The organism is Gemmatimonas sp. UBA7669, from assembly GCF_002483225.1.
Taxonomy (GTDB): Bacteria; Gemmatimonadota; Gemmatimonadetes; order Gemmatimonadales; family Gemmatimonadaceae; genus Gemmatimonas.
Genome location: NZ_DLHL01000024.1, coordinates 15,021 through 37,497 on the forward strand (window position 1 = coordinate 15,021; position 22,477 = coordinate 37,497).

Consider the following 22,477-nt stretch of genomic DNA (forward strand, 5'->3'; position numbering starts at 1 on the left):
CGTATCACGCCAGACGTATCACGCCTCGTCGGCGGTGGGACCATACGTGGACGCCACCGGCACCTCCAGCAATCGCAGGTACACGGTGAGCTGCCCGCGATGATGGATGAGGTGATGCAGCGTCATGTCGGCAAAGGCCGACTCCCGGTCGCGGCGAATGCGCACCGTGCCATTGACGGCCATCTCCCAGGTCCCGCGCGCGTCCTGATCGACATGCGTGGCCATGGCCTCGAGCGCCTGCGACACCGCCCCGTCGTAGGCGGCCAGCAGCGCGTCGCGCGATGCGGCGCGGAACGGGCGCCAGGTGGAGAGATCGATGTTGCTGCGATCCTCGCTGAACACCAAGCGGGCAAAGTGCAGACAGTCCACGAGGTGCGACGCCAGCTGACCCAGTGAGGACGACTTCTCGTGCGGCTTCCACGACCAGTGGTCATCGGGCAGGCGTTCGAGATGACGCCGCGTCTTCTCCGCTTCACTGCCCAACTGCGCGGCCAGAAACGCGGCGCGTGTCGTGTGGCTCATACGGCCGTCAGCACACGCGTCTCAAGACGCGCATAGCTGGCTTCCATGCCCACCGCCATGCCCGTATCCAGCATGGCCTTCCGTACCTCGGCGCTGGGCACGGTCATCGTCATCACCAGCCGCGTGCCACGGCCGTCTGCCTCGAAGCGCGTCTCCACGCGATTGTCGGGTGTCGGGTCGGGCAGGAACATGCGCTCCACATGCACGATGCGTGCACCCGGCTCGATTTCGAGGTATTCGCCGGTGAGATGAAAGCCGGCGCCGTGGTCATCGGCCCAGGCGAAGCGAATGCCACCACCCGGCCGCAGATCGGACACACATTCCGTCATGCGCCAGCCATCGGGCCCGGTGAGCCAGAGCGGCATGATGTCCGGGTCCGTGTGCGCACGGTACACCTGCGCGGGTGAGGCGTCGAAGTGACGCACCACTTCAACCTGCGTGTCGCCAATGAGGCGAAGGGACAACGGGGGCATGTGAGCTCCGGGGGTGGTGGGTAAGGGAGTGGGGAGTGATTGTGTTGCCGACGGCAGACCCTGCGCGCTGGCCGCCCGTGTGTCAGTTGCGCCGACGACGTGTTGGCTCAGGTGGCATGGCCGCCAGTACCGCGTCGAGTCGGGCGTAGTTGCCCTCGAGGGCGGCGCGCAGTTTGTCGAGCCAGCGATCGGCCGCGCGCAGGCCGTTGTCGGCCAGACGCACAGGTCGCGTGGCACCTTCAACGCGCCGCACCACCAGACCAGCCGTCTCGAGCACCTTGATGTGGCGGGAGATGGCCGGCTGCGACATGGCAAAGGGCTCGGCCAGTTCCATCACCGTGGCCTCACCGCGCGCCAAGCGGGTGAGGATGGCGCGACGCGTCGGGTCGGCGAGCGCAGCGAAGGTGGCATCGAGAACGTCGGGGGAGGCGATCATATAACACATATGTTATATAACTTACTCTTTATGTCAAGCGGCAATGTTTCCGTTTTCTTCACCGACACTCGTGACGGCCGCGAGATCGCCAACAGCTCACGCAGAGAAAACGAGGGCGCAGGGGGCGCAGAGAGGAATACAGGGTCACTCGTTTCTTGACTGCTGTTCAATCCGTGGTGTTTCCGCCCCATCCGCGAAATCCGCGTCAAGGCTGTTCCGCCACGACCGCGGTGCTCTGCGGGGTCTCCGCACTCCGTCCCTCAGCGTGAGCTGTTGACGATGTCGCCGTCGCCGCGAGGGCCGGTCGAGTGACTTGAGTCTCAGGGAACCCCGAACCGACGCACCGTCAGACTCACCTGCAGCGTATCCGGACGTTGCACGCCCGAAGGACGGATGCGGATCGGGCCACGTTCCACCGAACCCAGGTCAGCACTGGTTTCCGGTGCGATGTAGGCGCTCACTCGCACACAGACGCTGTCGAGCGGCGCGCCGCTGGTGCTGTACGGAGAAGTTGGCAGGACAAACCGTCCGTTGCGGTCGGTCCGCACCTCCTCGCCATGCAGCTGGGGCAGCACCGTGCTGGTTCCGCACTCGCGATCGAAATACACGGCGCGGATGAGGAGCCCAGACGCTGCCGAGTTGTCGGCGTACCGGGCCTGACCTGCAACCACATGCGAGATCGGTGGTGGCGACGAGCAGGCGCACAGCGTATCGGAAAACGAGCAGCTGGCGGCCAACGCGGGGAGGAGGAGCGGCATCAGACGGAGCGGGCGCATTGGCGGGCGGGGTGAGCGGGATGCATCTTGGCCTGCATGCGCGCACCGCCACTTGGCGCGGTGCGTCGAACACAGGGCAACGAACGAGGCGCGCGATGTTCAGGAGATGGGTGGGGGTCACGGCACTCGCTGCCATCAGTGTACCCGGCTTGATCGATTTCGGGTCACTTGAGGCGCAGACCGCCAGCTCGGCGCTGACGTTATGGAAGAGCGGTCAGACCGCGTTTGGCATGTTCGTGCCCAGTGAACGGGCGCCTGGCGCCACCGACGCCCAGGGCAACCGCCTGCCGCCACTCTACACCGAAGCCGGCGCGCGCACCCTCGGCAGCAATCCGCTGCTGGACTATCTCTTTCTCAATCTCGAGGGCCGCTACGACGTCGACGCCGTGCGGGCCATGGTCGCCGGGCTCAAGGCTGCGAACGCCACGCGACGGCCCACGCTGCTCGTGCGCATTCCCACCATCGAAGCCGCCGGCGCCGACAGCACGAAGGCGCGTGTGGCGCAGGTGCTCGCGCTCGGCGCGGACGGGGTCGTCATTCCGCACGTGCGCAGCGCCGACGAAGCACGACTGGCGGTGAGCTTCTTTGCCGCCGCGAAAGCTGATGTGTGGTCGCCGCGCAATCCGAACGGACGCATCGTCGCGATGCTCATGATTGAGGACAAGGGCGCCGTCGCGGTCATGCAGGACATTGCCGCCGTACCGGGATACAGTCTGCTGAGCTGCGGCATTGGCAGTCTGACACGCGACATGGGCGGCGATGGTCCGGGCGCGGAAGCCGCCTGCCAGCGCGTGCGCGACGCGGGCGAGGCGCGCGGCATGCCCAGCATGATGACGGCCACGGCCGCTACGCTGCAGGACCGGCTCACGCGCAAGTATCGTGGCATTCTGCTCTCCGGCAGTGTGGCGCAGGTGGAGCCCATCATTCGTGATGGCCTGCCGCGGGTGGGTCGCACGGTGCCGGCAGCGCCGTCTGGTGATGCGTCAACGTCCACTACGTCGCTGGCCTTTCTCGAGAACCTGCGCGCGCATTGCGGCAAGGCCTACGAGGGGCAGCTCGTCAATCCGCAGGCGGCGGACACCGCCATGCAGGGCAAGCGTCTCGTGATGCATGTGCGCGGCTGCGGCGACACCGTTCGGGTGCCGTTTCATGTGGGCGATGACCGGTCGCGCACCTGGGTGTTCACTCGAACCGCCAATGGCGGTGTGCAACTCAAGCACGATCATCGTCACGCCGACGGCAGCGAAGACCGCGTGACCCAATACGGTGGCATGGCGCGCCCGACCGGTACCGCGGCACGCATGGAATTTGCCGCCGATGCCCACACGGCCACTCTCATTCCGGCGGCCCGCAGCAATGTGTGGACCGTGGAAGTGAGCGCGACGCAGTTCAGCTATCAGTTGCGGCGCGAGGGCAGCGATCGCCGATTCCGCGTGGACTTCGACCTCACCAAACCGGTGACCCCGCCGCCTGCGCCCTGGGGCGCGACCTCTCCCACCCCGTAACGCGCCCGATCATGAGCCTTCACCTTCCCACACCGCTGGTGTCCACCGAGTGGCTGGCGGCGCATCTGCAGGAGCCGCTGCTGCGCATCGTGGATGCCAGCACCTATCTGGCTTCAGCCGGCCGCAATGCGCGCGCCGAGTACGCAGCGGCGCACATTCCGGGCAGCGTGTTTGCGGACATCGATGCGCTGAGTGACGAAGCGGCACCATTTCCCCACACGTTGCCGGCACCCGATGTACTCGCGGCGCGTTTTGCTGCGTTCGGCATTGGCAACGAGCACGCCGTGGTGGTTTACGACGGCTCCGGCCAGCATTTCAGCGCACCGCGCGTGTGGTGGATGCTGCGCAGCATGGGTCACACCCGCGTGGCCGTGCTCGACGGGGGCTTCCCCAAGTGGCAGCGCGAGGAGCGACCCGTCACCACCGAGGTGCCAACGCCGATGCCGGCCCAGTTCACGCCGCAGTTCGATGCCGCACGCTGGCGGGACCTGCATGCCATGCGCGCCAATCTCGCGTCGCACGCCGAGCAGGTGGTGGATGCGCGCAGCAGCGGACGATTCACCGCGTCTGAAGCCGAGCCGCGCGCCGGTGTGCGCGGCGGACACATTCCGGGCGCCCGCAATGTGCACTATGCCTCGCTGGTGACCGCCGACGGCACCCTGCGCGCACCCGATGCACTGCGCGAGATCTTCTCCACGCAGGGCGTGCAACTCGATGCGCCCATTGTCGCCAGCTGCGGCAGTGGCCTTACGGCCTGCGCGGTGCTGCTCGCGCTCGATGTCGCCGGTGCATCACACACGGCGCTGTACGACGGGAGCTGGACCGAGTGGGGCAGTCAGACCGATACGCCAGTGGAGACCGGGCCCGCGCAGTAAACGACGGTACTCAACGACTACGGCGTCGGTGGCTTTGCGGGCGCAGGTTCTGCCAGCACTGGGTCCGTCATCACCGTGGCGGACCGGATGTAGTCGAGAGCCGGAAACCAGCGTGCCAGGTAGGTGTTGCCCTGGCGCGCGATGCGCACGTAGTTGGGCTCTTCGCCGTACTCCATGTTGAGGCGCTCTACCACGTCCATGCCCTCTTCCACACGGCCGATGGGGGCAAACACCTTCTGCCCATCGAGCTTGCGACGGTTGTCCTCGAGGCTGATGAACAACTGCGTGCTACGGGAGTTGGGGCCGTTGGCGGCAAAGGCCACGGTGCCTTTCACATTGCCGGTGCGCATGGGGTCGTCGGCAATGGTGGCGTCGCGCCACTGGTCATGCACCGACGGGGTGCCATGCATGCCGAATTGCGCAATGAAGCCCGGCACCATGCGATAGAAGGCCACGTCGCGGAAGAATCCGTTGGACACCAACTCGAAGAAGCGATCGGCACCGCGTGGCGCGAGTGCACGATCCACCGCAATGACAAACGCGCCCTTGGTGGTTTCCATGCGCACGCGGTAGCGATCGGGCGCGCGCGGCAAGGTGGCCTGCGGTCCGGGAACGCTCGCGGTGGCTTCGACGCGGTCCGTCGAGGCGCCGTCGGTTGACGCAGTTTCACGCGGCCCGCAGGCCGCCGAAACGGTCAGGGCAGCGGTCAGGAGAGCAATGGGAGCACGGCGCATACCCACAATCTACGCCGGCGGCACGTATCAGATGGCGTGGTGCAGGCGCTGCATGACCCCATGCATGGTCTCGTGAGCGCCCATCTGCGCCTCGCTCGTCGTGTATCCCGCGCGCCGCCCGCCCACCCAGGTTTCTGCAAACGGCGCGGCCGCGCCACTGAATACCAGGGCGTCGAGCAGGTACGTGGCCGGCACGCCGCACAAGGCCGGCTGCTGCATATCGATCACCACAAAGTCGGCCCGTGCGCCCGGCACGAAGCCAATAGACGTGCAACCCGCCGCCACGGCGCCACCGTGCAGCACGCGACCGAACAGACGGGCTGCGGTCGACGGCTCCTGCGCAGCATCGGCGGCCACGTTGCGCCGCTGTTTGGCCAGCCGCTGCCCGTACTCCAGCAACTGCAACTCCTGCGGCCAGGCCCGCGTGACATGACTGTCGGTGCCGATGCTGAGGGGCGTGTTGGACCGCAGCCATCCTTCAAGGTCACACACGCCGTCGCCAAGGTTGGCTTCCGTGCCGGGACAGAGCACCACCCCAGCGCCGCTCGCGGCCACCGCGTCTACTTCCTCGGGCAGCGAGTGCGTGGCATGCACGATATGCCACCGTGCGTTGAGCCAGCCCGATGCGGCCAGCCACTCGAGAGGTCGCTTGCCCGTAGCCTCAACACACTGCGTCACCTCGGCCTGCTGCTCTGCCACGTGCACATGCAGTGGCGCCGCATCGTCGTGCACGGCCGAGGCCAGTTGCGCCATCGCGTCCGGTGTCGCCGCCCGCAGCGAGTGAATGGCCACACCCGCCGTCACCTGCGGCAATCGCCAGCCTCGCACCACATCGCGCAGCATGAGCACATCGTCCACCGACGTCGCAAAGCGCCGCTGGTCTTCACGCAGCGTGGCCGACGTGAACCCCGCACGCTGATACAGCACGGGCAGCAGCGTGAGCGTCATGCCCACCTCGGACGCCGCCGCGGCCAGTGCTTCCATCATGGCCGCCGGCTGTGCGTAGGGGCGGCCGTTCCGGTCGTGGTGCAGGTAGTGGAACTCGCAGGTGTGTGTGAAGCCACCGGCGAGCAGCTCGGCGTACAGATGGCGGGCCACCACCCGTACATCATCGGGCGTGAGCTGCAACGCCACCTGATACATGCGGTCGCGCCAGCTCCAGAAGTCGTCGTGCTGCGCGTGTCGACGCTCTGTGAGTCCGGCAAAGGCGCGCTGAAAGGCGTGACTGTGCGCGTTCACCACACCGGGCAGCAGCGCGCCTTGCAAACGCTGCGCATGCGCAGGACAGGAGGACTGCGCCTGAATACTCGTCCACGCACCGTGCTCGTTTGCGGTCAGCAGCACATCCTGCTGCCACCGCCCGTCTACAAACGCCCATGGCGCCCAGAAGGTCGGGGCATGGCCTATGGAGTTGCTCATGGAGTTGCTCATGGACTTGTTCATGACGCCGCGGCGGGTTCGGGCCGGAAGTGCCGCAGCGTGTGCACAAACGCCTCGAGTGCCGGACGAGCCTGTGCCGCCAGCACCTCACTCCAAGCGAACGGCGCGGCTTCCAACATGTACGTGCGACAGGCCATCTCCAGTTGCACCGCGTGCACACCATCTGCCGGACGTCCATAGTGCCGCGTGATGTAGCCGCCCTTGAAGCGGCCGTCCACCACCTGCGAGAACTGGGGAAAACGCAGCAGCGTATCGCCGAGTGCATCACGCAGCGTCGGCGCACAACTGCTGCCACTGGCAGTGCCGAGGCTGAAGTTGGGGAGGATGCCATCGAACAACCACGGCACTTCGCTCATGATGCTGTGCGCGTCGAAGAGCACCGCAAAACCATGCGTGGCACGCCGCGCATCGAGCACGGCGCGCAGGGTGTCGTGATAGGGCTGCCAGTAGCTGTCGATGCGCCGCTGGATTTCCGTCGCGTCAGGCGCCAGGCCGTCGCGGTAGAGGGGCTCACCGGAAAAGTGCCGTGTGGGGCAGAGTTCGGTGTTGTTCTGCCCGGGATACATGGGCGTATCCTGCGGCGGTCGGTTGAGATCAATGAGGTAGCGGCTCCATCGAGGCACCAGCAGCGTAGCACCCAGCGCATGCGCAAACCCGTAGAGGCGATCGAGGTGCCAATCGGTGTCTTCCACTTCGAGCGCGCGCGGTGTGTAGCGATGCTGCTGATCTACCGGAAGGGCGGTAGCCACGTGCGGCAGACTGATGACCAGCGGTGAGCCGCCCTCCAGTACATGTGGGCGGTTGGCATTGTGTCCGTTCGCAGCAGGTGTCACAGGGCAACCTCCTGCCCCGCGATGATCACCCGGCGGCAGGCGGTCCCCCCGATGCGATACGCCAAATCGCGAGGATGCGCGGCGTCGAAGAGCGCGACGTCGGCGCGCAATCCCGGCATCAGTCGTCCGCGATCATGCAGGCCCAGCGCCCGCGCCGCGTGCACCGTCACCCCGCGCCAGGCCTCTTCCGGTGTGAGGCGAAACAGCGTGCAGGCCATGTTGAGCATGAGCTGCAAGCTGAGGGTGGGTGACGTACCGGGATTGTGATCGGTGGCAATGGCCATCGGCACGCCGGCCTCCCGAAGCGCAGCAATCGGTGGCAACTGCGTTTCGCGCAGCATGTAGTACGCGCCCGGCAGCAACACAGCCACCGACCCACTGCGGCGCATGGCCTGTACGCCGTTTGCGCTCAAGTACTCGAGATGATCACAACTGAGCGCAGCAAACTCCGCGGCCATTTGTGTGCCGCCGCTGTCGCTCAGTTGTTCCGCGTGCAACTTGACCGGCAATCCGAGCTCACGCGCCACCGCAAAGACGCGCGCCACCTGCGCCGGCGAGAACGCAATGCGCTCGCAGAAGGCGTCCACGGCGTCCACCAGCCCCTCGGCATGCTGCGCCCGCAGCCATGCGATGGACTCGGTCACGTAGTCGTCCGCGCGACCGGCAAACTCCGGCGGCAACGCATGCAGGGCCAGCGACGTGGTGCGCACGGTAAGCGGCAAGGTCTCGGCGATACGCCGCGCCACCGTCAGACTGCGGCGCTCGTGCTCTGCACTCAAGCCATAGCCCGACTTGATCTCGAGGGTTGTCACCCCCTCGTGCAGCAAGGCGGTGGCGCGGGCCGTCGCCTGCTCGAGCAGCTGCGACTCCGTGGCGCTGCGCGTGGCGCGCACCGTGGACATGATGCCACCACCGGCGCGCGCGATGTCCTCGTAGCTGACCCCCTGCAGCCGCTGCTCGAACTCCGTTGCACGATCGCCACCATACACGAGGTGTGTGTGCGCGTCGATGAGTCCCGGAGTCAGCAGCGCCCCGCCTCCGTCGTACTCTTCGTCAACTGCCGCATGGGCCGGGAGCTCAGACTCGCGGCCTACCCACACAATGTTGGCACCTTCCGTGATCACGGCGCCCTGTGCGATCAGGCCGTAGGGCGCATCCGCACCTGCGCCGCCGCTGCTTGCGTCGGCAAAGGTGGCCAGGGCGACGCCGCGCCACAGTCTCCGCCGCGGCGTCACCGGCACCGTATCGGTCCCGTCCAGCGTCACGGTGCGACGGGCGAGGCCCACATCCACCACGCGCGCAGTGGTTCCGCGCTGCGAATGCACCACGCGTCATTCCGAGCGCCGTCACGCCACACCAACGTGCCTCGTGGCAAAGCCAGCACCTCGGCATCCATCTCGCTGCCAACCTGCAGACTGCAGGCGGCGTCCACGTACACACCACGCCACTGCGCCGAGGCGGTCCACGCCATGCCGGGGACCACGCGTTGCACACCATGCACGGGCAGACGCGCGTCCCACATGACGTTGAGATCGGTGGTGGGGCCGCGCAGCAACTGGCAGTCGGGCGCGTCGGCGCCGTCGAAGGTGACCCCCTCGTCGCCGCGCAGCAGGCGGCGTGTACGCGTGGGCCAGGTCAGCGCCACGCCCGCGCCATCGAGTACGGTGAACCAGCGGCGCACGCCGGGAAACTCGCTGAAGGGGCCATCGCGATCGATGCGCGCCACACTCACCCGAAGCTGCCAACCCTCGGGCTGCGGCCAAACCAGCAGCTCCTGTGTCGTGCCGCCGCCGTTGCGCCACGGCGTGGGTTCCACGTTCTCGCGCGACACCACATGCAGCAGCGATCGGGATGGGGCGCTGGCAGGCGTCATGGCGTGAACTCTCCCTGCAGCATGTAGCGGTCTCCGGGGTGTACCAATCGCACCAGCGTGATGGGGGCCGTGCGACTGAAGGTGCGACGCACCACCACCAGACAGGGCGCGTCGCCGGGAATTTCGAGCAGCCGCGCTTCGGTGCGTGAGGGACGCGTGGCTTCGATATGGTACGCCGCCCGCCACAGTTGCGTGTTTGCGAACAGCACCTGCGTGGGCGTGACCTGCGTGAAGTCGTGCTGCAGGTACGCCGGACATTCGGCCGGGTTCACCCAGCGATCCTCACACTGCAGCGGCACCCCGTTCTCCAGATGCACAATGCGCGTGTGATACACCGGCGCGCCAGGCTGCAGCGCAAGTTGCGCGGCAACGGCGGCACTCGCCTCTTCCTCGCGCGCGAGATGCACCAACGCCTCGTGTGAGTGACCACGCGCGAGAATCTCTTCGTGCACATCGGTGATGGTGAGCGTGCTGCTCACCGCATGCAGACTGCGGGCAAAGGTACCCACACCCTGCACACGCTCCACCAGCCCCTCCGCCTGCAGCTCCTTGAGCGCACGATTCACGGTCATGCGGCTGACGGCAAAGCGCGCCACCAATTCCGCTTCCGACGGCATGAGCGCACCGGGGGCCCAGCGGCCGCGGGCCAGCCCCTGCTTGAGAAACTGTTTGACGCGTCGATACGGCGCTGGCGTGGTGGTGGCCATGTCCTGATGCTACTTGCCGCGACTTGTCTAGACAAGTACGATTGCACGGACGCCCTTCACCCCCGGTCCCATGTCCAGCACCGCTTCGGAAGTCCCCGCCGGGACGAACCCCGCTTCGCTCTTGTCGAGCGCCTCGGGGCCGCGTCCCGTCCGCGCCCCACGCGGCACGGCCCTGCACTGCGCAAACTGGCTCATCGAAGCCGCCTACCGCATGCTGCAGAACAATCTCGACCCGGAGGTGGCCGAGAATCCCGACGCGCTGGTGGTGTACGGCGGGATCGGCAAGGCCGCCCGCAACTGGGCCTGCTTTGATGCGCTGCTCGAGAGCCTGCGCGCGCTCAAGCCCGACGAAACGCTGCTGGTGCAGAGCGGCAAACCGGTGGGCGTGTTCCGCACACACGAGAATGCACCACGCGTGCTCCTAGCCAACAGCAACCTCGTGCCACGCTGGGCCACCTGGGAGCACTTTCACGAGCTCGATCGCAAGGGACTCATGATGTACGGCCAGATGACGGCCGGCAGCTGGATCTACATCGGCAGTCAGGGCATCGTGCAGGGCACCTACGAGACCTTCGTGGAGGCGGGCCGGCAGCATTACGGCGGCTCGCTTTCGGGACGCTGGATTCTCACCGCCGGCCTGGGCGGCATGGGCGGCGCGCAGCCGCTGGCCGCGTCGTTTGCCGGCGCCAGCAGTCTCACCATTGAATGTCAGCAGAGCCGCATCGATTTCCGGCTGCGCAGTCGTTATGTCGATGAGCAGGCGCGTGACCTCGACGACGCGCTGGCCCGCATGGCTCGCTACACCGCCGAAGGCCGCGCCGTGAGCGTGGCGCTGCTCGGCAACGCGGCTGAGCTGCTGCCTGAATTGGTGCGCCGAGGGGTGCGTCCGGATCTCGTCACCGATCAGACCAGTGCACACGACCTCGTGCACGGCTACCTGCCGCTGGGCTGGAGTGTGGAGCAGTGGCAGGCAGCGCAGCAGGATGCGTCGCAGCACGCGGTGTTGCGTGATGCAGCCGCCACGAGCTGCGCCTCGCATGTGCGCGCCATGCTGGCTTTCCGCGAGGCGGGCGTGCCCACGGTGGACTATGGCAACAACATTCGCCAGGTGGCCTTCGACGCCGGCGTGCGCAACGCCTTCGACATTCCCGGCTTCGTGCCGGCCTATGTGCGGCCGCTCTTCTGCCGCGGCATCGGTCCCTTCCGCTGGGTGGCGCTCTCGGGCAACCCCGAGGACATCCGCAAGACCGATGCGAAGATGAAGGAGCTCTTCCCGGACAATGTGCATCTGCATCGCTGGCTGGACATGGCCGGCTCACGCATTGCGTATCAGGGTCTGCCGGCGCGCATCTGCTGGATTGGCCTCGGCGACCGACACCGTGCCGGGCTGGCGTTCAACGCCATGGTGCGGAGCGGCGAGCTCGAAGCGCCCATTGTCATCGGACGCGATCATCTCGACAGCGGTAGCGTGGCCAGCCCCAACCGCGAAACCGAGGCCATGCTGGACGGCAGTGATGCCGTGAGTGACTGGCCGCTGCTCAATGCCCTGCTCAACACGGCCAGCGGCGCGACGTGGGTGAGTCTGCATCATGGCGGCGGCGTGGGCATGGGCTACAGTCAGCACAGTGGGGTCGTCATCGTGTGCGACGGTACACCCGAGGCCGACGAGCGCATCGCGCGTGTGCTGTGGAACGATCCGGCCACCGGCGTCATGCGTCATGCCGATGCAGGCTACGACGCGGCGCGCGACTGGGCGCGCGCGCAGCAACTCAATCTTCCCATGGTGACGCACGCATGAGCCACACCTCGGCACGGCCCACGTTGCAGGTGCGCCCAGGCGCGCTCACGCTCGACGAGTTGCAGGCCTTGCACCGCGGCCAGGTGACCATGCGCATCGACCCGTCGGCGCAGGCGGGCATTGCCACCAGCGCCGCCGTCGTGCAGCAGGCCGCCGCAGGCGACGAAGCGGTGTACGGTGTCAACACGGGCTTTGGCAAACTCGCGTCCACACGCATTGCCGCTGACGATCTGGCGGCGCTGCAGCGCAATCTCATTCGCAGCCACAGCGTGGGTGTTGGCGTGCCCATGACAGCAGCCGTCGTGCGACTCATGCTGGCGCTCAAGGTGGCCAGTCTGGCGCGTGGACACAGCGGCGTACGGCCCGTGGTCATCGAACGCCTGGTCGCCGCCTACAACGCGGGGCTCGTGCCCTGCATTCCATCGCAGGGCAGCGTGGGCGCCAGTGGCGATCTCGCGCCACTCTCGCACCTCACGCTTGCACTCATGGGCGAGGGCGAGTGTCTCAACGCCACCGGCGCGCGCATTCCGGCAGCGGACGCGCTCGCGCAGCACGGTCTCACGCCACTCACACTGGAAGCCAAGGAGGGCCTCGCCCTCATCAACGGCACGCAGGCCAGCACGGCGCTGGCGCTGCATGCGCTCTTCACCTTCGAGCCCGTGCTCGAGTCGGCGCTCGTGGTGGGCGCGCTCACGGTGGATGCCGCGCGTGGCAGCGACGGCCCCTTCGACCCGCGCATTCATGCCTTGCGTGGGCAGCCCGGTCAGATCGATGTGGCGCAGTACTATCGCTGGCTGCTGGCCGGCAGCGCCATTCGCCAAAGCCATCTGCACGGTGATGATCGCGTGCAGGATCCGTACTGTCTGCGTTGTCAGCCGCAGGTGGTGGGCGCCTGTCTCGACCAGCTGCGCCATGCGGCGCTGGTGCTGCTGCGCGAAGCCAATGCCGTCACGGACAATCCGCTGGTGTTTGCCGACGGGGCACTCGTGTCCGGGGGCAACTTTCACGCGGAGCCCGTTGCGCTCGCGGCCGATGCCATGGCCGTGGCCATCGCCGAGGTGGGTGCCATTGCGGAACGCCGCATTGCCATGCTCATCGACCCGGTGGTGTCACGCCTGCCGGCCTTCCTCACACCCAACGCGGGGCTCAATAGTGGCTTCATGATTGCGCACGTGACGGCGGCCAGTCTGGCCAGCGAGAACAAGAGCCTCGCGCATCCCGCCAGCGTGGACAGCCTGCCCACCAGCGCCAATCAGGAAGATCACGTGAGCATGGCCACCTTTGCCGCTCGACGATTGGGGCCCATGATCGACAATGTGGCGGGCATCATCGGCATCGAGCTGCTGGCGGCGGCGCAGGGCATTGATTTCCTGCGCCCGCTGCAGAGCTCCGTGGCACTCGAGCGCGTGTATGCCACGCTGCGCGCCGAAGTGCCCTTTGTGGCCGAAGACCGCTATCTCGCGCCGGACATCGAACGGGCCATGGCACTCGTGCGGCGCGGTCTCCTGGCCGATGTGCGGGGCGACCTGCCCGGCGTGCCGGAACTCTGGGTGGCCACCTGACCGGAAGTCGGGCCGCAGCCCGGCGCCGGCAGGTTAGCTTGTAGCGATGACTTCCACGCACCTGTATCGCCTGATTGCTGCCGACGGCAGCACGGTGGCCAGCCCGACCAAGGGCACCCTGGGCGGCCACCGCAAGAATCGCACGTACGGCCGCCTTGATTGCAAGGCGGCGCGGCGCGCTATGGAACACGGGCGCAGCTACGAACAGCAGCGCGTGTTCTTTGCCGATGAGGCCACCGCCATTGCGGCGGGCTATCGCCCCTGCGCCGTGTGCATGCCCGAGGCCTACAAGGCCTGGAAGGCGCAGGAGTCGTAGCCTTACTTCACCACGATCTGCAGCGTATCGCGCTTCACGGTCGTCCAGGGCACATGCGCGCCGTCGGCGAACACGGCAATGATGCGATGCGGTCCCTTGGGCAGTGAATCGATGACCCGCTCGCTCGAGCCATCGCCCATGTGAATGACGACCGGCGCCGGTGGCAGTGGCAGGGTATCCGACGGCACGTCGCCGTTGATGATGAGGTGATGATGCCCCTTGCCTTCTTCGCGCGTGCCGGAGGCCGCCACCACTTCCACGCCCTGCGCTTCGAGGCGCAGGGTGAACGGCAGCGTCACGCTGTCGCCGTCCATGGGCGACACGATGCGCACTTCGGGCGACACGGCCATCGCGCTCGAATCAGCAGCAGCCGCAGCCGCCGTGTCTGCCGGCGCCTGTTCGGAGGAGCCGCAGGCCGCAGCGCCAACCAGGCTGGTCAGCGCAAACACCGTAAGGGTTGAACGAAAGGAGCGCACAGGCAGGTCTCGGTACAGGGAAGTGGCGCCGTGCGCTGCGAATGCAGCACACACGACGCAATCTACAAAAAGTGGCTGGTGAACGTCGGCAACGAACGAAGGAATGACGCCGGGGGTTCCCCCACGAAGGCGCGGAAATCACGCACCAGATGGGACTCGTCGCAGTAGCCGCAGTCAGCGGCCACACGGGCCAGAGACGCCGGATCCCGTCGCCACGCCAGACACACATGATGAAAACGCACAATGCGCGCCAAACGCTTGGGTGACACGCCCACTTGCCGCAAAAACCGCCGCTGAAGCGTGCGCAACTGAACCCCCGCGGACTCGGCGATGTCTTCAACCGACGCCGCACCGCGTGTGGCCATGATCTGGCGTACCACCACGGACACCTGTGGATCGGCGTGCCGTGACGTGGCCGCAAAGTGCTGCGCCCACTGTGCCACCGCATTCACTCGGCCGGCATCGATTTGTGGTGCTATGGCCGTGTTGGTGGCGGAGGCGGGTGTGCTGTCCATCACCGCACGCCACAAGTCGCTCGCGGCTGGCACATCGGCGAGCGGAACCCAGTCGTCCGTGATGGCCCCCATGTTGTCCAACAACCCGGCGGCACCGTGGGGTTCGAAGCGAATGGCCAGCAAGTCCACGCGCCCCGTGGGATAGACGGCGAAGGGGCCGGTAATCTGGCCCACCAGAAACGCCACCGGCTGCCGGCGATGGGTGCCATCGCGCTCCACGCGGCACCAGGCGTCGCCAAAGTTGAGCAGCAGCTCCGGACAGCCGTCGGGCAGTGCGGGCTCAGCCTCGTCGGTGTTGGCGTCTTCTGCCGCGGCATTCTCTGCCGTGGCATTCTCTGCCTTAGCATCCTCTGCCGTGGTTGCCTCACCGGATCCGTCCTGCAATGTCCAGAGACAGCGGATCAGATGCTCGGTGCCAGCCGGCGCTGGCCATTCCTGATACTGCATCGCCGAATTGGCTGGGAGAGGGTGAACTACGGGTCACACAAACTCCCGCGTGCTGTCGCGAAAGTCCAAGGCCGCGCCGCAGGTTTCCGATAAGCTACGGTGAATTGGCCGGTTCCCGCTGGCCCTGCTGTCCTCGTCTCCTGCTCCCCACTCATGCGTTCTGCGCTGCGTTTCTTGCCCCTGGCCGTTCTCTGCGTATTCGCCCCCGAGCGAGCCGGCGCTCAAGCACCGGCTGGCTCAAGCTCGACGCCACCCGCCACGATGGATATCCATCGTCTGCAGTGGTTGGCCGGGTGCTGGGAGCAGCGCAGCGCGGCGCGTGTCACCCAGGAGCAGTGGATGGCTCCGGCCGGTGGCAGCATGCATGGCATGAGCCGCACCGTGGCGGGCGCAAGCACCAGAGCCTGGGAGTGGCTACGCATTGCGCTGCACGACGGACGTCTGTCCTACATCGCGCTGCCCAGCGGACAGAAGGAAACAGCCTTTGCGGCCACCACCATTACCGACACGCTGGCCGTGTTCGAGAACCCGGCCCACGACTTTCCGCAGACCATCAGCTATCGGCGCGTGAGTGCCGACTCCGTCGTCGCGCGCATTGCCGCGGTGACCAACGGGCGCACGCGCGGCATGGACATCCCGATGGCGCGCTGTCGTTAGGTATTGCTGCGAATCAGCCGGCGCTGCCGCGCGTTCCGCCAGCGCCGCGCGACTCGAGTTCCTTCTTGATGGCCGTCAGACGCAGCAGAAAAGGCGTGAGCACCAGACCGGGAAGAATGAGGAGCGGAATGAACGGCACCACGTTCATGCCCGGTCGGTTGATCAGCACCACGACAAACGCCACCACGGCCAGCGCGTCCACGGCAAACAGACCAATGATCCAGCGCAGAATCTGTCCGCGCATGGCGTGCAGGGTCTCCGTGGACAGCTCGTGCAGGTTGCTGGACATGGCGTATGGGTGAAAGACCAGTGAAAGACGAGTGAGAATCGACGGGACACATCGACCGCGCGTGACATGCCGCCTGTCGAAGATGCCTGGCCGTACGAAGCTCAGGAAGTGACGAGCTTGGGCCGCGACCGTCTCACCAACCATTCGGCGACCAGCAGATTGGGCACCCACGAGGCCCAGGTCACGATCCGGTAGGCCACCAGAAAGGACACGCCGCTGGCCACGAGCACCGGCAGGTAGACTCGGAGCGTTATTCCGCCCAGGGCGACGGCCACGCTCCGCCACATCCATTCGCGGTGGCCCTGCACGTCACCCGCACGGATGGCCAGATAGGCCATGCTGCTGGTGCCAAACCACAGCACCGCAATCAACCCGAGACCGACGCGCGCCACGGTGCCGCCATAGGCAAAGAAGGCGAGCCACAGACCGGCTGTGCCGCCCAGGCCTACGCAGACGACGAGATAGAAGCGGCCCAGCCATCGGTGCATACCGCGCCAACGTCGACGCAGTCGTGTTGAAAGTTGCAGCAGCCCGATGAGCGGTGCGCAGGACGCGCCAACCGCGTGGAACACGATGGCAACCGGGTGGCGCGCAAAGTTCACCGTGGGACGTGTATCGGTGACCGGGTCGTAGAAGGCGTACTGCGACAGGGCCAGCACGGCCACAGCCACCGCAAGCAACAGTGCCACGCTGATCCCGGACCAGCGAAGCGTTGTGAGAACCGCTCGCTGCGTCCGCAGGCGCCATGAGACGGGGGGCATCGCGTGGGTCACGGCGTGCTTCTCTGGCCGGCAGGCCGCGCCGCTTGCTCCACCGCGCGACGCAGCGCTTCGGCAATCACGCGGGCCTGCGCCGTGTCGACCGGCACGCCGCGGGTGTGCAGCAGCACCTGGCCATCAGGGCCCAGCACCATCTGATTGGACGTCAGACGTTCCACGCCCAGGCTCCGCGAGACGGTGCCCCGGTAGTCCACCAGAACGGGCCGAGCACGGTTGCGCGGCAAACGCAGACGAATGAGCGGATGCAGCACGCGTGGGGCATTGCCGATGTCGGCCAAACCCACCACGAGGAACGGAAGCGAGTCCGCGCCGCCAGCCTGGCCGCGGCCATATGCCGCAACAATGGCGTCTCCCCAGGCCGCGAAGGTCGCCGCCGCTGGCGACGCGCCGGCAATCAGCAGGACGGTCCGGCCCTTCCACTCCGAGGCGGCATGCGGACGTCCGAACTGGTCATCAAGCGTCCAGTTCGTGGGCTGCGCGCAGACCCCCCGGGGTATCAGCGTGTGAATACACAAACTGCAAACGAGAGCGAAAAGCGTGGTGCGCATGGTGATCCTGGGCCAGGGGTCCGTTCAGGCATCGCCGGCGGCTGCAGAGTGCGCAGACTCTGTAACGGGCGGCGGGTGTGGTGGCCAAGCAATCATCAGCGCGAGCGCTGGTCGCACGATTGGGTCCATGTGGACGTCCCGTGCGATCGAATCGGACCTGCAATCGGCTAGGGGTGGGACGGGCCGCGCAGGCGACGACCCGATCCGATCATTTCAGTCCGTCGGCCCCGGCGGCGTGTGGGCCGCGCGCCAGGCAGACGGCGTGACACCGGTCTGCCGACGAAAGACGGCGTTGAACGTGGACTTGGAAGCAAAGCCCGCATCGAGTGCCAGGGTGAGCACGGCCCGGTGGGCCTCATCCGGATCACGCAGACGACGCTGAACCTCGGCCACCCGGAACGCGTTCACATAGTCATGAAAGGATTGACCGATCTGCACATTGAGGAGCTCGGACAGCTTGTGCGGCGTCGTGCCCACCATCTGTGCCAGTGAACCCAGCGTCAGATCCGCGTCACGCCAGGCTTCCTGCTGCTCCATGGTTTGACGCAGTCGGTCCATGAGCGCGCGCGCCGTGCCCGGGGTCAGACTGCTGCGCTCACCAGTGCGTTCATTGTTGCCTTCACGGTTGCGGTCACCGGATTGTGGCAAGGGCGACGCCGGGTCCAGCGCAGCGACGGGTGGCTCCTGCGCCAGTGGTCCACTCGCCGGTGGTAGGTCCGCCAATGGCGGCACCTCCACGATATGAATTTCCGGTTGCTGCAGCCCGCGATATCCCAGCAGAAAGATGGCCACCGTCATCACGACCGTGACGAGCTGGTCACCCGTTCCAGGCGGGACGAGGCGAAGAGGTTCAGCAGCTCCCGCCGCCATGACCACGCCCCACGCCGCCGCACTCGCCACGCAGAGCAGCAACAACCAATCGAGTGTCACACTGCGCAGCGAGGAGTATTGCTGCTCCATCGCGCGGCGATGCTGACGCACCACACGGATGGTGGCCACCGTATACACGGCGCCCGAAGTGATCTTGAGCCACCACGACGCCCAGAGATTCTGGACCAGCATCTCCGGGAGCTGTCGCGCCTGAATCTGCGCGTACAGCGCAAGCTTCTCACTCGTCGGCAGCAGATAGACGGGCAGGCTCCAGCCAATCAGAAAAATCGCCGGCACGACATGAAGCGCGTCCACGGCACGCAACGGGCGATCCCCGTCGGCCGCATGGCGCGCATAGAGATACACGAGCGGCCCGAAGAGCAGCGGCAGCGGATGCGTCCATCCAAAGGCCCAGGGCCAGCGGGACACATAGCCGCCGAGATGGTAGGCCCCAACGATCAGATAGGTCGCCATGGCCAGCAGCAGGGCAGCCAGCAGCCGGTTCGCGCGCCGATTGGTTGGGCGAAAGCTCAGGGCAGCCGCGAGGAACACGCCCTGCACACCGCCGAGCAGGGAGAGTAGGACGAGGGCACTGCGCATGCGGTCAGTCACCTGAACGGTGTGACCGCGGACTCATCGTCCATCTGGACGACTGGAACATGCGCGCGCACCGCGACCGCGGGGACGTCCTTCCGTTGCAAGGCCAACATGGCAACAACGTAAGTCATTGGTCTGCGTTTCGCGGACGGTGCAGGACGTTGGTGTGATATCGGACGCGACGATCAGAACGGGCCGGCGGGCCCACCCGGACAGCTGTCCGGTCGATCGTTCGGTGGTAACATTGAGTGCCTCGGAGTTCCGATCACCCGGAACATCAGACTCCCCCGTGACCCGCGCCGTCCGTGGCGCCTCACCCCGCCTCCCTGCCCATGCTCGTTGTCACCGTGCACGTGCACGTCAAACCGGAATTCGTGGACGCCTTTCGCGAGGCCACGCTCGACAACGCCACGCACAGCGTGAATGAACCCGGCGTCGCGCGCTTCGACGTCATTCAGCAGGACGACGACCCGACGCGCTTCGTGCTCATTGAGGCCTATCGCACGGCCGACGCGCCGGCGGCCCACAAGGCCACCGCACACTACGCTCGCTGGCGCGACGCGGTGGAGCCCATGATGGCCGAACCCCGTCATGCCGTGCGTTACCGGTCCGTGCACCTGCCCGACTGAAATCGTCGCAGTCCAGTCGTACTGCCGGATCGCTCTGCCGATTCACCTTTGCGTCCGGATACTTCAACCCACCGCGCTCAACGTGCCGCACATTCCCCGCACTGCCCGTCGCATGGCGCTGGCCAGCCTCCTGATTGGGGCGTCCGCGCTGCCGCTCGAAGCCCAGCACAGCTGGTCGCGCCCCGGCGCCACCTACGACCCCAGCGTTCCCACGCCCGAATCGGTCATCGGGCATGCGCTGGGCAGTCGCTTCACCACGCACCGCCAGATGATGCGCTACGTGGAGCGCGTGGCCGCCACCAGCAAGCGCGTCAAGGTCGACACCGTCTCGCATTCGTTCGAAGGCCGCGAGCTGCTGCTCATTGCCATCTCGAGTGAGCGCAACCTCGCCCGCCTGGACGACATTCGCCGCGATGCGCAGCTGCTGGCCGATCCGCGCGGCAAGGGCGCCAGCGACCTGCAGGGCGCCATTGCGCGCACACCCGGCATCGTCTGGCTGGCACACAGCGTACACGGCGGCGAGGCCAGCGGCGTCGAAGCGGGACTTGCACTCCTGTATCAGCTCGCCGCCGGTACCGACGCCGACACGCGGCTCGCGCTCGACAGCACGCTCGTGCTCATCGATCCCAATCAGAACCCCGACGGCCGCGAGCGGCACACACATGACGTGACGCGCTTCTATTCGCCGCTCGGGCTCTCCAGCGATCCCTCGGCGCTCAACAACGCCGGCTCCTGGCCCGGTCCGCGCACGTCGCACTACTACTTCGACCTCAATCGCGACTGGTACGCGCAGTCGCACCCCGAGTCGCGTGGACGTGTGCAGCAGTTCCTGCGCTACATGCCACACGTGGCGGTGGACCTGCACGAGCAGGGCTCGAGTGCGTCGTTCTACTTCGCGCCGCCACGCGAGCCTGACAACCAGAACAACCCGAAGCACCTGCCCAAGTGGTTCGACATCTTCGCGGCCGCACATGGCAGCGCATTCGACGAAAAGGGCTGGTCGTACTTCCGGCGTGAGGGTTACGACTCCTTCTATCCCGGTTACGGCGAAGGCTGGCCCATGCTCACCGGCGCCATTGGCATGCTGTTCGAAAGTGCCTCGAGCAGCGGTGGCAGTGTGCGCCGCAGTGACGGCACGCTGCGCACGCTGCATCAGGCGGCGTGGGAGCACTACGCGGCCGAATGGATGACCGTGCTCACTAGCGCGCGCCGTCGCACCGAGCTGCTCACCGACTACTCCACGGCCCGCGCAAACGCCGTGGCCGTCCATGCGCGCGGCCCCATGCGTGGCGTGGTGTTTCCTCGCGATCAGCAGGGCCGCGCCGACTCACTGGCGCAGAAGCTGCTCGACAACGGCATCGAAGTGAAGCAGCTGCAGTCCGACGCCACACTGCCCGGCGCGCGCGCCTACTTCACCGGCGTCACCGCGCCGGCCTCGTTCAAGGCCGGCAGCTTCGTGGTGGATTTTTCGCAGCCGCAGGGTCACCTGGCCAAGGCACTGCTCGAGCCCGACGCGGCGCTCGACTCGGCGTTCGTGAAGTTCGAACTCGAGCTGCGTCGTACGGGTCAGCGCAATCGCTTCTACGACATGACCGCCTGGTCGCTGCCGCTGGTGTATCGCGTGAGCGCGCACACCGTGCCCACCATGCCCGCGGCACTCGCACCCGCCGAGCTGCCCAACGTGCGCGTGGCGGGGTTGCCGCGTGCACAATACGGTTATGCCTTCGCGCCGGGCAGTGAGGCCAGCATTCGTCTGCTGGGCGCGCTGCTGCGAGACTCGGTCAAGGTGTGGCACGCGCCCTATGGCTTCACGTCGCGTGGTCAGGCCTTCCCCAACGGCGCGTTTGTGGTGCGTGTGGCCGCCAACGCGGCGGACATTCACGACCGCATGGTGCAGTACGTGGCGCAAACCGGCGCGGCGGTGGCAGCCATTCCCTCGGCTGGTGTGGACAGCGGCACTGACCTGGGCAGCAACAGCGTCGTGCCCATCACGCGGCCGCGTGTCGCGCTGCTGGGTGGCGCTCCCGTCAACGGCACCTCGTTCGGCTTCAGCTGGTATGCGCTCGAGCAGCGACTCGGCTACCCGGCCGCGCTCATCGACGCGAACTTCGTGAGCAGCGGTGATCTCGCGCAGTTCACCACCATCATCATGCCCAGCGTGCAGGCCGGTGCGCTCGACCGAGTCCTCGGCGACGCGGGCCGTCAGCGCCTCGTGGACTGGGTGCGGGGCGGTGGCGTGCTCATCACCCTCGACGCAGCCTCTGCCTGGGCGGCGCAGGAACGTGCGGGACTCGTGCGCACCCGTGTGCGCCGCGATACCGCGCGCGCGGACAGCGCAGGCGGCGCGCCGCTGCCGGCCAGTCTGCCCGGCGTACTCGCGCGCGCCAGTATCGACACCCTCTCCCCGCTCATGGCCGGCGTGCTCGAGCGCGAGATCCCGGTGTTTGCCAACAGCGACCGCGTGTTCACCGTGCCGCGTGATCTGCGTGCGGGCGAAGCCGTGGTGCGCTTTGCCCCCGTCGAGCGCGTGAAGCTGGCCGGCTACTGGTGGCCCGAGTCGGCGGCGCGCATTGCGGGCTCACCGTATCTCTGGACCGAGAGCGTGGGCCGCGGACGTGTGATTCTCTTTGCGCACGACCCGGTGTACCGCGATCAGTTGCGCGGCAGTCTGCCACTCTTTGCCAACGCCGTGCTGCTTGGCGGCACCTTTTAGTCCGCCAGTCTTGAACTGATTACCACGGATTCCACGGACAACGCACGGAAGGGTGCAGAGAACTGCAAGAGAACAGCAGAGAGCTGTCGCGTCCTGAATAATGTCTA

At 66.8% G+C, this 22,477-nt stretch carries 24 protein-coding genes; 8 read left to right on the forward strand and 16 right to left on the reverse strand.

Going from position 1 to position 22,477, the window contains the following annotated elements:
- Positions 1–18: 18 nt before the first annotated feature.
- From B2747_RS06890 to B2747_RS06905, 4 genes are all read right to left on the reverse strand, one after another.
- The gene (locus B2747_RS06890; protein ID WP_291158331.1) at positions 19–522 is read right to left on the reverse strand and encodes a DinB family protein; all 504 of its coding nucleotides are present in this window, start codon (positions 520–522) and stop codon (positions 19–21) included.
- Positions 519–995 (reverse strand): SRPBCC domain-containing protein, encoded by a 477-nt coding sequence (locus tag B2747_RS06895; RefSeq protein ID WP_291158333.1) that lies wholly within the window; start codon positions 993–995, stop codon positions 519–521. The genes B2747_RS06890 and B2747_RS06895 overlap by 4 nt, the downstream gene beginning before the upstream one ends.
- An 82-nt stretch (positions 996–1,077) precedes the next feature.
- Positions 1,078–1,440, reverse strand: a complete 363-nt coding sequence (locus B2747_RS06900; protein ID WP_343125877.1) for a metalloregulator ArsR/SmtB family transcription factor — start codon at positions 1,438–1,440, stop codon at positions 1,078–1,080.
- 311 nt (positions 1,441–1,751) lie between these two features.
- The gene (locus B2747_RS06905) at positions 1,752–2,189 is read right to left on the reverse strand and encodes a hypothetical protein (protein ID WP_291158337.1); all 438 of its coding nucleotides are present in this window, start codon (positions 2,187–2,189) and stop codon (positions 1,752–1,754) included.
- A gap of 113 nt (positions 2,190–2,302) precedes the next feature.
- Between B2747_RS06905 and B2747_RS06910 the strand changes: the two genes are divergently transcribed.
- Both B2747_RS06910 and sseA read left to right on the forward strand, forming a co-directional pair.
- The gene (locus tag B2747_RS06910; RefSeq protein WP_291158339.1) at positions 2,303–3,712 is read left to right on the forward strand and encodes an aldolase/citrate lyase family protein; all 1,410 of its coding nucleotides are present in this window, start codon (positions 2,303–2,305) and stop codon (positions 3,710–3,712) included.
- Between the two features lie 11 nt (positions 3,713–3,723).
- A complete protein-coding gene (gene sseA / locus B2747_RS06915) occupies positions 3,724–4,587 on the forward strand; it encodes a 3-mercaptopyruvate sulfurtransferase (RefSeq protein WP_291158341.1) in 864 nt (287 codons plus the stop codon).
- Positions 4,588–4,604: 17 nt separating this feature from the next.
- Here the strand turns inward: sseA and B2747_RS06920 are convergent, their stop codons facing one another.
- The 6 genes from B2747_RS06920 to hutC are packed head-to-tail and all read right to left on the reverse strand — an operon-like array spanning position 4,605 to position 10,174.
- Complete coding sequence (locus B2747_RS06920; RefSeq protein ID WP_291158343.1) at positions 4,605–5,321, reverse strand: peptidylprolyl isomerase; 717 nt, start codon at positions 5,319–5,321, stop codon at positions 4,605–4,607.
- A 27-nt stretch (positions 5,322–5,348) separates the two neighbouring features.
- Positions 5,349–6,764, reverse strand: a complete 1,416-nt coding sequence (gene hutF, locus B2747_RS06925; protein WP_291158345.1) for a formimidoylglutamate deiminase — start codon at positions 6,762–6,764, stop codon at positions 5,349–5,351.
- Positions 6,761–7,594 carry an N-formylglutamate deformylase gene (gene hutG / locus B2747_RS06930; protein WP_291158347.1) on the reverse strand — a complete coding sequence of 278 codons (834 nt, stop codon included), beginning with the start codon at positions 7,592–7,594 and terminating at the stop codon, positions 6,761–6,763. Before hutG ends, hutF begins: the two co-directional genes overlap by 4 nt.
- Positions 7,591–8,829, reverse strand: a complete 1,239-nt coding sequence (hutI, locus tag B2747_RS06935) for an imidazolonepropionase (protein ID WP_414652188.1) — start codon at positions 8,827–8,829, stop codon at positions 7,591–7,593. Before hutI ends, hutG begins: the two co-directional genes overlap by 4 nt.
- A 26-nt stretch (positions 8,830–8,855) precedes the next feature.
- Entirely contained in the window at positions 8,856–9,467 is a 612-nt protein-coding gene (locus B2747_RS06940; RefSeq protein WP_291158351.1) for a HutD family protein, read from the reverse strand.
- Positions 9,464–10,174 (reverse strand): histidine utilization repressor, encoded by a 711-nt coding sequence (gene hutC, locus B2747_RS06945; RefSeq protein ID WP_291158354.1) that lies wholly within the window; start codon positions 10,172–10,174, stop codon positions 9,464–9,466. The genes B2747_RS06940 and hutC overlap by 4 nt, the downstream gene beginning before the upstream one ends.
- Positions 10,175–10,244: 70 nt before the next feature.
- Here hutC and hutU point away from each other — a divergent pair, with 70 nt between their 5' ends.
- From hutU to B2747_RS06960, 3 genes are read left to right on the forward strand one after another with little or no spacing between them, the layout of a single operon-like run.
- Positions 10,245–11,972: a urocanate hydratase gene (hutU, locus tag B2747_RS06950; protein ID WP_291158357.1), complete on the forward strand. Its 1,728-nt coding sequence runs from the start codon at positions 10,245–10,247 to the stop codon at positions 11,970–11,972.
- Entirely contained in the window at positions 11,969–13,534 is a 1,566-nt protein-coding gene (gene hutH / locus B2747_RS06955) for a histidine ammonia-lyase (RefSeq protein WP_291158360.1), read from the forward strand. Before hutU ends, hutH begins: the two co-directional genes overlap by 4 nt.
- A 46-nt stretch (positions 13,535–13,580) precedes the next feature.
- Positions 13,581–13,850 carry an Ada metal-binding domain-containing protein gene (locus tag B2747_RS06960; RefSeq protein ID WP_291158363.1) on the forward strand — a complete coding sequence of 90 codons (270 nt, stop codon included), beginning with the start codon at positions 13,581–13,583 and terminating at the stop codon, positions 13,848–13,850.
- 2 nt (positions 13,851–13,852) lie between these two features.
- On the opposite strand, the gene B2747_RS06965 is transcribed toward B2747_RS06960, so the two are convergent.
- On the reverse strand, positions 13,853–14,326 hold the full coding sequence (locus B2747_RS06965; RefSeq protein ID WP_291158365.1) for a DUF4399 domain-containing protein: 474 nt from the start codon (positions 14,324–14,326) through the stop codon (positions 13,853–13,855).
- 62 nt (positions 14,327–14,388) lie between these two features.
- Positions 14,389–15,288, reverse strand: a complete 900-nt coding sequence (locus B2747_RS06970; protein ID WP_291158368.1) for a helix-turn-helix domain-containing protein — start codon at positions 15,286–15,288, stop codon at positions 14,389–14,391.
- A 261-nt stretch (positions 15,289–15,549) separates the two neighbouring features.
- On the opposite strand from B2747_RS06970, the gene B2747_RS06975 reads away from it, so the two are divergent.
- Positions 15,550–15,945: a DUF6265 family protein gene (locus tag B2747_RS06975; protein ID WP_291158371.1), complete on the forward strand. Its 396-nt coding sequence runs from the start codon at positions 15,550–15,552 to the stop codon at positions 15,943–15,945.
- A gap of 13 nt (positions 15,946–15,958) precedes the next feature.
- Here B2747_RS06975 and B2747_RS06980 read toward each other — a convergent pair whose 3' ends face one another.
- The 4 genes from B2747_RS06980 to B2747_RS06995 form a co-directional block, all read right to left on the reverse strand.
- Complete coding sequence (locus B2747_RS06980; protein ID WP_291158374.1) at positions 15,959–16,234, reverse strand: hypothetical protein; 276 nt, start codon at positions 16,232–16,234, stop codon at positions 15,959–15,961.
- A 101-nt stretch (positions 16,235–16,335) separates the two neighbouring features.
- Positions 16,336–16,923: a DUF2306 domain-containing protein gene (locus B2747_RS06985; protein WP_291158378.1), complete on the reverse strand. Its 588-nt coding sequence runs from the start codon at positions 16,921–16,923 to the stop codon at positions 16,336–16,338.
- 80 nt (positions 16,924–17,003) lie between these two features.
- A complete protein-coding gene (locus B2747_RS06990) occupies positions 17,004–17,561 on the reverse strand; it encodes a hypothetical protein (RefSeq protein ID WP_291158381.1) in 558 nt (185 codons plus the stop codon).
- A 213-nt stretch (positions 17,562–17,774) separates the two neighbouring features.
- On the reverse strand, positions 17,775–19,031 hold the full coding sequence (locus B2747_RS06995) for a helix-turn-helix domain-containing protein (protein WP_291158384.1): 1,257 nt from the start codon (positions 19,029–19,031) through the stop codon (positions 17,775–17,777).
- A 329-nt stretch (positions 19,032–19,360) separates the two neighbouring features.
- On the opposite strand from B2747_RS06995, the gene B2747_RS07000 reads away from it, so the two are divergent.
- Complete coding sequence (locus B2747_RS07000; protein WP_343125879.1) at positions 19,361–19,657, forward strand: putative quinol monooxygenase; 297 nt, start codon at positions 19,361–19,363, stop codon at positions 19,655–19,657.
- A gap of 82 nt (positions 19,658–19,739) precedes the next feature.
- Complete coding sequence (locus B2747_RS07005; RefSeq protein WP_291158391.1) at positions 19,740–22,370, forward strand: M14 family zinc carboxypeptidase; 2,631 nt, start codon at positions 19,740–19,742, stop codon at positions 22,368–22,370.
- The last annotated feature ends 107 nt before the right edge of the window (positions 22,371–22,477 follow it).

Coding starts and splice junctions, on each gene's coding strand:
- sseA (WP_291158341.1), top strand. CDS start 3,724: ATGAGCCTTCACCTTCCCACACCGCTGGTGTCCACCGAGTGGCTGGCG.
- B2747_RS06940 (WP_291158351.1), bottom strand. CDS start 9,467: ATGACGCCTGCCAGCGCCCCATCCCGATCGCTGCTGCATGTGGTGTCG.
- B2747_RS06895 (WP_291158333.1), bottom strand. CDS start 995: ATGCCCCCGTTGTCCCTTCGCCTCATTGGCGACACGCAGGTTGAAGTG.
- B2747_RS06910 (WP_291158339.1), top strand. CDS start 2,303: ATGTTCAGGAGATGGGTGGGGGTCACGGCACTCGCTGCCATCAGTGTA.
- B2747_RS06900 (WP_343125877.1), bottom strand. CDS start 1,440: ATGTGTTATATGATCGCCTCCCCCGACGTTCTCGATGCCACCTTCGCT.
- hutU (WP_291158357.1), top strand. CDS start 10,245: ATGTCCAGCACCGCTTCGGAAGTCCCCGCCGGGACGAACCCCGCTTCG.
- hutF (WP_291158345.1), bottom strand. CDS start 6,764: ATGAACAAGTCCATGAGCAACTCCATGAGCAACTCCATAGGCCATGCC.
- hutH (WP_291158360.1), top strand. CDS start 11,969: ATGAGCCACACCTCGGCACGGCCCACGTTGCAGGTGCGCCCAGGCGCG.
- B2747_RS06890 (WP_291158331.1), bottom strand. CDS start 522: ATGAGCCACACGACACGCGCCGCGTTTCTGGCCGCGCAGTTGGGCAGT.
- B2747_RS06975 (WP_291158371.1), top strand. CDS start 15,550: ATGGATATCCATCGTCTGCAGTGGTTGGCCGGGTGCTGGGAGCAGCGC.
- B2747_RS06920 (WP_291158343.1), bottom strand. CDS start 5,321: ATGCGCCGTGCTCCCATTGCTCTCCTGACCGCTGCCCTGACCGTTTCG.
- B2747_RS06960 (WP_291158363.1), top strand. CDS start 13,581: ATGACTTCCACGCACCTGTATCGCCTGATTGCTGCCGACGGCAGCACG.
- B2747_RS07000 (WP_343125879.1), top strand. CDS start 19,361: ATGCTCGTTGTCACCGTGCACGTGCACGTCAAACCGGAATTCGTGGAC.
- B2747_RS06905 (WP_291158337.1), bottom strand. CDS start 2,189: ATGCCGCTCCTCCTCCCCGCGTTGGCCGCCAGCTGCTCGTTTTCCGAT.
- B2747_RS06995 (WP_291158384.1), bottom strand. CDS start 19,031: ATGCGCAGTGCCCTCGTCCTACTCTCCCTGCTCGGCGGTGTGCAGGGC.
- B2747_RS06980 (WP_291158374.1), bottom strand. CDS start 16,234: ATGTCCAGCAACCTGCACGAGCTGTCCACGGAGACCCTGCACGCCATG.
- hutC (WP_291158354.1), bottom strand. CDS start 10,174: ATGGCCACCACCACGCCAGCGCCGTATCGACGCGTCAAACAGTTTCTC.
- B2747_RS06970 (WP_291158368.1), bottom strand. CDS start 15,288: ATGCAGTATCAGGAATGGCCAGCGCCGGCTGGCACCGAGCATCTGATC.
- B2747_RS06990 (WP_291158381.1), bottom strand. CDS start 17,561: ATGCGCACCACGCTTTTCGCTCTCGTTTGCAGTTTGTGTATTCACACG.